At 46.3% G+C, this 7,515-nt stretch carries 7 protein-coding genes and 2 pseudogenes (1 of these 9 only partly in view); 6 read left to right on the top strand and 3 right to left on the bottom strand.

Annotated features, from left to right (window positions below):
* Window positions 1-578 (top strand): annotated as a pseudogene (locus tag ABUA47_RS05225) (alpha-amylase); its annotated part reaches 16 nt to the left of the window's first position; the annotation flags it as partial.
* Between the two features lie 12 nt (window positions 579-590).
* On the opposite strand, the gene ABUA47_RS05220 reads toward ABUA47_RS05225, so the two are convergent.
* Window positions 591-1,574, bottom strand: a complete 984-nt coding sequence (locus tag ABUA47_RS05220; RefSeq protein WP_034525497.1) for a GNAT family N-acetyltransferase — start codon at window positions 1,572-1,574, stop codon at window positions 591-593.
* A gap of 93 nt (window positions 1,575-1,667) precedes the next feature.
* Between ABUA47_RS05220 and ABUA47_RS05215 the strand changes: the two genes are divergently transcribed.
* The 5 genes from ABUA47_RS05215 (at window position 1,668) to ABUA47_RS05195 (ending at window position 4,582) form a co-directional block, all read left to right on the top strand.
* Window positions 1,668-2,204, top strand: coding sequence for a nitroreductase family protein (locus ABUA47_RS05215; RefSeq protein WP_005826354.1), 537 nt, complete (start codon window positions 1,668-1,670; stop codon window positions 2,202-2,204).
* Between the two features lie 2 nt (window positions 2,205-2,206).
* Window positions 2,207-2,542: a hypothetical protein gene (locus tag ABUA47_RS05210; RefSeq protein WP_005826356.1), complete on the top strand. Its 336-nt coding sequence runs from the start codon at window positions 2,207-2,209 to the stop codon at window positions 2,540-2,542.
* A 4-nt stretch (window positions 2,543-2,546) separates the two neighbouring features.
* The gene (locus ABUA47_RS05205) at window positions 2,547-3,344 is read left to right on the top strand and encodes a Rossmann-like and DUF2520 domain-containing protein (protein ID WP_005826357.1); all 798 of its coding nucleotides are present in this window, start codon (window positions 2,547-2,549) and stop codon (window positions 3,342-3,344) included.
* Between the two features lie 79 nt (window positions 3,345-3,423).
* Window positions 3,424-3,954, top strand: a complete 531-nt coding sequence (locus ABUA47_RS05200; RefSeq protein WP_005826358.1) for a KdsC family phosphatase — start codon at window positions 3,424-3,426, stop codon at window positions 3,952-3,954.
* Window positions 3,955-4,000: 46 nt separating this feature from the next.
* Window positions 4,001-4,582: a Maf-like protein gene (locus tag ABUA47_RS05195; protein WP_008663872.1), complete on the top strand. Its 582-nt coding sequence runs from the start codon at window positions 4,001-4,003 to the stop codon at window positions 4,580-4,582.
* On the opposite strand, the gene ABUA47_RS05190 is transcribed toward ABUA47_RS05195, so the two are convergent.
* Both ABUA47_RS05190 and ABUA47_RS05185 read right to left on the bottom strand, forming a co-directional pair.
* Window positions 4,579-6,771, bottom strand: a complete 2,193-nt coding sequence (locus ABUA47_RS05190) for a tetratricopeptide repeat protein (RefSeq protein WP_005826360.1) — start codon at window positions 6,769-6,771, stop codon at window positions 4,579-4,581. The genes ABUA47_RS05195 and ABUA47_RS05190 overlap by 4 nt on opposite strands.
* 81 nt (window positions 6,772-6,852) lie before the next feature.
* Window positions 6,853-7,515 (bottom strand): annotated as a pseudogene (locus tag ABUA47_RS05185) (porin); the annotation flags it as partial.

Genomic DNA, 7,515 nt, shown 5'->3' with positions numbered 1-7,515 from the left:
AGAAAAACACTGCATGGGTAGGTTTTATGGAAAGCCATGATGAAGAACGCACAGCTTACAAACAGTCGCAATGGGGTGATGGTGTGCTGAAAACCGACCTTGATGCCCGTATGAATCAGTTGGCACTAAATACAACTTTCTTCCTTACCGTTCCTGGTCCTAAGATGGTTTGGCAGTTCGGAGAGATGGGATATGACATCTCTATTGAAGAAAATGGCCGTACCGGTAGGAAGCCTTTGCATTGGGAATATTTAGATAACGCCGATCGTAAAGGGCTGCACGATGTTTATGCAGGTTTGATGAAGCTGCGCAATGCTCATCCGGAGTTGTTTGATGCAAATGCAACTTTGACATGGAAGGTGGAAACTTCTGATTGGGACAACGGTCGTACATTATTGGTAAAAAGTATAACGGGTAAGCAACTGGTGGTGGTGGGTAACTTTACACATACCGCTACTGATATTGTTTTCCCTGCCACTCCTGGTAACTGGACCAATTACTTTACAGGAAAAAGTGAAACCGTAAATAAACAGGTTAATGTACCGGCTCATGGATATGTGGTCTACACTAATTTCTGATTTCGGTAAGAATCATTCATACATCTTTATCAGCACCCGATTCAGCCAGTTCCAACGGAAACGGAACCAGCGTCGGGTGCTGCTTTGTTTTCCTCCAAAGCGGAGAACGAACTCACGGTAGCCATGTTTACGGAAGGGAAGTCCCACGTCCATGAACTCTAAGTGGCGGTATCCGCGTTGTTTGGCATCATCCAGTGCTTTCCATACGGCAAGAATCCCCGGATATTGCAGGGCATAAGTCTTGCGCATGCCACCTGAGAACCATAGATAGGCGCTATCATCTGAATAAATGCATGCGCTGCCACCGATAATCTTCTCCTTATAAATGACGATGAAGATTTTGCTTTGCTGCCCTTTTGTCAACTGGTTTTCGAGATGCTGAAAGAACTTGATACTGGGGAAGTGGCGCCGTATCTTGGAAGAATATACGTGGCGCAACATCTGGGCGAAACAGAGAATCTCCTCTTTGGTACGTGCTTCCCGCACTTGGGCACCGTTTTTGAGGCCTTTCTTGATTTGCCGGATACGTGACGGGCTGAAACGCTCTTCCACCTTTTCGACGCTGTGCAACGAGTTGCGCACCCGCAGCCAATTGATGGCGATGTATTGGTTGTCTCGGAAAGATTTGTATCCGAACATGGCATTTTCCAGGTTGCGGAACTCGATGAGAAAAGAATCGCGCAATGCTTCATTGGTAAGCCTTTGCAGCATGTCACTGAAGATAGTCTCTTTGTCTGCCTCGTTATTGAAATATTCTCCCGTACCGTACACCTCACATCTTTTGATGATGCCGGGTGGAAACATGCGGACACTTTTACGTATGGCGGCAAGCAGTTTCGCAACGGGCTTGTCATCTTCGGATGCCACAATGAGTATGGGGGTATACCCCGGAGTTTCCTCGTAGATTCGGAACAACTCTGTGGAATGGAAGGTGTTGGTGCCTGGCAGGTCAGGAACCTTGCTCCCACGGTAATATGTAGTGAGTTTCAAAGGCATGGCCTGCAAATTTAAAAAATAATCTCGTATCTTTGCAGAAATTATTGTTAATGTGTCGATGTGCACATTAGCATATTAGCACATAAAATCATTATGGAAAGTTTCAGTGAATTGATAAAAGCACGCCGCAGCATGCGGAAGTTTACAGAAGAAGAATTGACACAAGAACAAGTCGTCACTTTGATGAAAGCAGCCCTGATGGCACCCACGTCGAAACGCAGCAATGCATGGCAGTTCATAGTGGTGGACGAGAAGGATAAATTGAAGGAATTGTCCTATTGCAAGGAGCAGGCATCGCAGTTTATTGCCGATGCGGCACTGGCAGTAGTGGTTGTTGCCGACCCGCTGGCAAGCGACGTGTGGATAGAAGATGCCTCCATTGCTTCCATCTACCTGCAACTTCAGGCCGAAGATATGGGGCTGGGAAGCTGCTGGGTGCAGGTGCGCGAACGTTTTACGGCTTCCGGTATGCCTTCCGGCGAGTATGTGCACGAGGTGTTGGATATTCCTTTGCAGTTGCAGGTGCTTAGTGTTATTGCTATCGGCCATAAGGGGATGGAGCGCAAGCCTTTCAACGAAGACAATCTGCAGTGGGAAAAGATACATATCAATAAGTACGGAGGAAAGTAACAGTGAGTGCAGCAAAAGCAAACAATAACCGTGATACATATAAGGCCACTGCCATCACACTGATTGTATTCGGCATTCTTTACTTGGTGGACAAATTGGTGCATTTTTCTGCAATCGGCTTGCCGTGGGTGATGAATAAGGATAATTTTCTATTGTATACCGCAGTGATTTTTCTGCTGTTCAAGCATGACAAGTCAGTGGGATTGGTATTGATAGGTTTGTGGCTGATATTGAACTTCGGGTTGATAACTGCCTTACTCGGTACGATGTCCGCTTATCTGCTGCCGTTGGCGTTGCTGGCATTAGGGGCTATTCTGTATTGGTTGGCAACAAGATAAGCGTATGGCAGGAAGAAGTATAGAAGATATGTCCATTGCCTTTATCGGTGCCGGAAATCTAGCTACTAATCTGGCAAAAGCTCTTTATCGGAAAGGGTTTCGTATTGTGCAGGTCTACAGCCGTACAAAAGAATCGGCGCAGGGATTGGCACAGACGGTGGAAGCTGCATATACCACGGAGCTGCAGGCGGTTACGAAGGAGGCGCAGCTTTATATCGTTTCGCTGAAGGACGCGGCTTTTGTAGAATTATTACCCCAGATTGTTTCTGGAAAGGAGAATGCTTTATGGGTGCATACAGCCGGCAGTATTCCTATGAATATTTGGCAGGGGCATGTTGCGCGTTATGGAGTGCTTTATCCGATGCAGACTTTCAGTAAGCAGCGTGAAGTGGATTTTGGACAGATACCGTGTTTTGTGGAAAGCAACTCGGAAGAGGATGTGCAGCTTCTGAAGGACATTGCTTCCGCCCTATCGGAAAAAGTGTATGAAGCAAGTTCTGAGCAGCGCAAAAGTTTGCATCTGGCGGCTGTGTTTACGTGCAATTTTACCAATCACATGTATGTGTTGGCTGCTGAACTGCTGAAAAAGTACGGGTTGCCGTTCGAGGCAATGCTCCCCTTGATAGACGAGACGGCCCGCAAGGTGCATGAGCTGGAACCGCTTGCCGCACAGACAGGACCGGCTGTGCGCTATGATGAGAATGTCATTGACGAGCATCTGCGGATGCTTGCCGATGAGCCGCAAATGCTGGAACTATATCGGGAGATTAGCGAGAATATACATCGGTTGGCAATAAGATAACCGGATGCCGATGCTTGCCTCTTTTGAACTAATGTTTTGCTGCATATAGGTATATTATAATGAACAAGAAAAAAGTGCAATGAGTACCATAAACTATGATTTGAAAAAGATAAAAGCCCTTGTTTTTGATGTGGACGGTGTGCTGAGTGCCAATGTTATCCCTATGAGTTCGGAGGGTGAACCTCTGCGTACGGTCAACATAAAGGATGGTTATTCCCTGCATCTGGCCGCTAAGCAAGGTGTGTTGCTGGGTATAATTACGGGTGGACGTACAGAAGCAGTCCGCAAGCGTTTTACTTCTTTAGGTTTTGAGGATGGAAATATCTATATGGGTTCTTCTGTTAAAATCCATGATTACCATGACTTCCGTGACCGTCATGGCTTGAAGGACGAGGAAATATTGTATGTAGGTGATGATATTCCCGACTTGGAGGTGATGCGTGAGTGTGGTTTGCCGTGTTGTCCTAAGGATGCTGTGCCTGAGGTAAAGGCTGTGGCTCGCTATATTTCGTATGCAGAAGGCGGTTATGGCTGTGGTCGCGACATTGTGGAACAGGTATTGAAAGTGCAAGGGCTTTGGATGGCAGATGAAAAAGCTTTTGGTTGGTAGTTGTTTCAATCGTTAAATTGTAAATCGTCAAATCGTAAATGATATGATGTTAGATAATCTGAAGAAATATAAGGTGATTCTTGCCTCTAACTCTCCGCGAAGGAAAGAATTGCTGGCTGGTTTGGGAGTGGAATATGAAGTAAGAACTTTGCCCGATGTGGACGAGTCTTATCCCGAAACGTTGCGGGGAGCGGATATTCCTCTCTACATATCCAGGGAAAAGGCAGATGCCTACCGTGATATGATGCATCCGGACGAATTGATGATTACAGCAGATACCATTGTCTGGCTGGATGGACAAGTTCTCGGAAAACCCAAGAATAGGGAAGAAGCTATGCAGATGTTGCGCGACATGTCCGGACGTACCCATGAAGTGTTTACCGGTGTATGCATCACTACCACTGAGTGGCAACGCAGTTTTGCGGCGGCAACAGAAGTGCGTTTTGCCAAACTGAACGAAGAGGAAATTGCCTATTATGTGGACAAATACCACCCCATGGATAAAGCCGGAGCTTATGGTGTACAAGAGTGGATTGGATTCATCGGGGTGGAAAACATATCCGGGAGTTACTATAATATAATGGGGCTCCCCGTACAGAGGCTGTACAGGGAGTTGTTGGAGGTCTAAACCAGATCCATCATTAGAGGGATATCTTTTTCACTGATTCCTTGTCTGACAAGTGTTTCTTTGTCTTTACCGAACATTTCTCTAAAAATCTCCTGCCCGCCATATTCCAAAGCTGCTTTACTGTAAAGTTCTGCAGCTTTTTCTATTTTGCCCGTTCTCCAAGCAACATGTCCGGCATTGAGATAGTCTGCTGCGAGTGGTTTGGAGGCGAGTATCTTTTCGTAATACTTCATTGCTTGCTCATACTTGCCGTTGACAAACGAACACCAGCCTATAGCACGCCATGCTTTGATACAATTGCTTTCGATGAAATCAAGCTTGAAGAAATATTGCAGAGCCTCTTCATATCTTTCCAGTTCGGCAAGGCAGCTTCCGGCGTAGAAAAGGATATTATGGTTTTCCGGCTGGATTGCCTCCACTTTCTTGTAGTATTCCAGTGCAGAGGCAAAGTCCCTTATCTGCCTGTAGCACGTAGCGAGATGGCGGATTGTCCAGACATGGTCGGGCTTTAGTACATCGGCTTTCAGGTAGGCGTCTATCGCTTCCTTATACCTCTTTTCCTTTTGCAGGCAATAGCCAGCCTTTTGGAAAATGTCTGCATTTGCATGGTTCAAGGCTATCAATTCCTTATAAAGCTCCAATGCTTCTGCCGGGTGTTCTTTGCGGAAGTGGAAATCGGCGATGGTAATCAGCAGCTCGGGTTTGCACAGAATATCTTTGAGTGCCGGGATACGGTGCAGGGCAATCTCTTCCTTGAAGATGTCACGGAACTCGTGTCTGCGCTGGCTTAACTTGAAGAAACGGTATAAGTCGTGGACATACTGGTTGCTGATGACATCCGGTCGTTCGGCATACTGCCGTAAAGCGGAAGATTTGCTTTCGTCCATGAGTGCATCCAAATCCTGGGAAGTCATCTGGCTGAGCATCATCGTACGCTGTGACTGTGGTATATGTGCCATTGTAAAGCAAAGGGAATACTTGTCACTATTGCAGAAGAAACCGGATTGGAGGATAAGGGAGAGGATGGCATTGTCTCCGGTAGGCTTGAATCCGAATTCCTTGATGATGCTGGAGTGATGCATGTCGAACGGATAGAACCAGTTGTACGGTTCCTTAAAGAACGGATAAGTCTTGAGTTGTGCAAACGTACTCATATAGACGTCAGCGCCTTCCAGCTGTAATTCGTTCATCTCCCGTATCTTGTCTCCCAGTCCGGAACTTTCAAAAGCTTTCTCCCAATCCGGATTAAGATCGTTTTCCTCAGGGTTCTCTTCAAAACCGAACTTCATGTTGCGCATGATGTTCACATTCCTCATCATCTCCGGAATGATTTCTTCACGCATCTTCTTGTCTATCTTTTCCGTTTCCTGGCTACGGAGCAGCTCGATGTAAATACGGTTCAGTTGCTTGCCGAAACTGCCGTCTTCGTTGAGCAGGGAAAGGCGGGCTGTCAATTCGGGATAAAGCGACAGACGGGTGGGATGAAAAAGAAGTGCGAAAGCGATACCTACCAAAGCCCGTTGGTTTACTTGCGTATTTGCATGCGTTACGGCGTCTAGCAACCATGAGAATTTGCGGGTATCGAAGCATTCCATCAGACTGAGCATGACGGCACTGGTGAACAGGCACAAATCATTGACGGGAAGCATTTCTGATTCCAGTAATCCTTTGGCTTGCTGTTCGTCTTCTGCAGACCAGTCACTGTTACTCCATGTGGAAAGGAAAAGAACCTGGGCGGTTTGTTCGTGCCGTTGCAGTACGGCGTCCATGCCTTGGTTATCCGGCATCAGCTGACAAACGGCCAGGTCATCAGGGAAAGATTCCAATACCTTCTGCAGTGCGGCAATATTGTATTCTTTGGGGAGGCGTTCCCGGTTATTGCGCAGGGAATGGTAATAGTGCGTGGAAACTCCGTCAAGGAGAGACAGACGTGCCTGGTCAGCGACTTCCCAAGTTTCGGTCAGAATCTGGCGATATAGTTTCTGTCGTTCAGGATCGTCGATTCCCTGGCGCATGTATTGCAGCATGTACTGATAGGATGTCTGAGCTTGTTCCAAGCGGTTGCGGAGTGTCCAGTCACCGCTGTTCCAAAGAAAGGCTTCCAGTTGGGATTGTGCTTCCTTCAGCCGTTGCTGCTTGAGTAGAGTAACGATATGCTGATATTGTTCTTGTATGGCTTGTTCGTTCATAAATCAGTCTCTTTTTGGGTATGTATCTTATAAAACTACAAAAAGGATGCCAAAAAGTTCATAAATTTCCATTTCCCCAGCTCAGAAACGAACTTGCAACTGTGCTTGAAGCAGGTTTGAGTTTTCTCCTTTATGGCGGTTACAGTATGTATACTGGGCTTGCAGACGGCATTTGGGATAGAACCAATACTGTACACCTGCTACATAATTGGTCTGTTTATCGGAAATAGTTTTATTTTTGTTGAAATAGTCATAAGAGGCTATTACGTCAAATTTGGGAAGCACATGGGCAGATACGGTTGCATAGTAACCGTCACTTTTAACGTGTCCGTCTTTTCCGGCCAAGTATTCTGTACGTACATCTACGGATTTTGTTTTGATGGTGGCACCTGCCGACCAGCGGTTTCGGGTGTAATTCTCTCCTATGGCTATGTCTGGATTAATGGAAGAAACGGCTACGGCGCATCCTTTCCCTTTAACAAAGGAACCGCCGACGGACAACCATTTCAATGGATGTACCATAAGGCTGCCTACAATATCTTTCTGATTGTTTTTATCTTTTAGGTTGATGCCTTGTCCGTTCATGATGGCAAGGTTATAAGTCATCAAAGAGTCGAACAAGTCTCCATAAATTAACAATCCCATATCACGACCGCTTGCAGAGCCATACAACGGATCACTGCCATTGATACCGGCCAGGTAATTGACGGCTTGAGAATAACAGGTTATTAATTCGACACAGCA

This window comes from Bacteroides sp. RTP31139st1_H2_RTP31139_211217 (assembly GCF_040227615.1).
Lineage (GTDB): Bacteria > Bacteroidota > Bacteroidia > Bacteroidales > Bacteroidaceae > Bacteroides > Bacteroides uniformis.
The sequence above is the reverse complement of the archived record's forward strand: the minus strand, read 5'-3'. Positions and strand labels throughout refer to the sequence as shown.

Excerpts from the sequence above, each read along its gene's own strand:
- ABUA47_RS05220 (WP_034525497.1), bottom strand. The coding sequence starts at position 1,574 with ATGCCTTTGAAACTCACTACATATTACCGTGGGAGCAAGGTTCCTGAC.
- ABUA47_RS05205 (WP_005826357.1), top strand. The coding sequence starts at position 2,547 with ATGGCAGGAAGAAGTATAGAAGATATGTCCATTGCCTTTATCGGTGCC.
- ABUA47_RS05215 (WP_005826354.1), top strand. The coding sequence starts at position 1,668 with ATGGAAAGTTTCAGTGAATTGATAAAAGCACGCCGCAGCATGCGGAAG.
- ABUA47_RS05195 (WP_008663872.1), top strand. The coding sequence starts at position 4,001 with ATGTTAGATAATCTGAAGAAATATAAGGTGATTCTTGCCTCTAACTCT.
- ABUA47_RS05200 (WP_005826358.1), top strand. The coding sequence starts at position 3,424 with ATGAGTACCATAAACTATGATTTGAAAAAGATAAAAGCCCTTGTTTTT.
- ABUA47_RS05190 (WP_005826360.1), bottom strand. The coding sequence starts at position 6,771 with ATGAACGAACAAGCCATACAAGAACAATATCAGCATATCGTTACTCTA.